Origin of the sequence: Peterkaempfera griseoplana (assembly GCF_001418575.1) — a bacterium.
Taxonomy (GTDB): domain Bacteria; phylum Actinomycetota; class Actinomycetes; order Streptomycetales; family Streptomycetaceae; genus Peterkaempfera; species Peterkaempfera griseoplana.
Genome location: NZ_LIQR01000027.1, coordinates 1 through 639, shown reverse-complemented (window position 1 = coordinate 639; position 639 = coordinate 1). Strand labels below are relative to the sequence as shown.

At 64.6% G+C, this 639-nt stretch carries 2 protein-coding genes; both read left to right on the top strand.

Annotated elements, in window-relative coordinates; all coding sequences use genetic code 11:
• A partial coding sequence (locus tag AOK09_RS41605) for an ATP-binding protein (RefSeq protein ID WP_245687077.1) occupies positions 1-130 on the top strand: 130 nt, incomplete at its 5' end.
• 283 nt (positions 131-413) lie between these two features.
• Positions 414-639: 2-oxoglutarate dehydrogenase E1 subunit family protein (locus AOK09_RS41600; protein WP_245687075.1), on the top strand; the 226-nt coding region annotated here is incomplete at its 3' end.

Here is a 639-nt window from a genome sequence, read left to right as displayed (position 1 = left end):
TACCGGGCTGGGGCTGGCCATCGCGCGCTGGGCGGTCGATCTGCACGGCGGCGAGATCAGGGTGGCGGAGGCCGAGCGGGGTTGCCGGATCCTGGTCACCCTTCCGGGTGGCACCCCTGTGGACGTTTGACACAGAACCGGGACATTCACACGCCGCAGCATGCCGAGCGGCCAGAAGTGGCCGACCAATGGGGGATTATGTCCCGTTTGTCGGCGGTTGTCAGCCAAAGCGGAACCTCGCCCTTCCCATGCTTCGGCCGGTTCAACCACATGTTTCACGCCAAACTGACCTCGGCGGCTGTGATCTGGGCGACGACGGGCCCCCGGGAACTGCGCGATCACATGTCAGGGGCGTAGCCTTGTTCTCCGCTGTCCACCATCCCAAAAGGAAGCGGAAGAGGGCGGTTAGCGCCGTGTCGCCACAGTCCCCGAATACCTCCAACAGCTCGACCAGCTCTGCGGGCTTCGGCCCCAACGAATGGCTTGTCGACGAGATCTACCAGCAGTACCTCCAGGACCCGAACTCCGTAGACCGTGCCTGGTGGGACTTCTTCGCCGACTACAAGCCCGGTACCGAGGTGACTTCAGTGACCCCCCAGGCCGCGTCCCCGGCCCCTGCCCTGTCCCTTATACCCATCT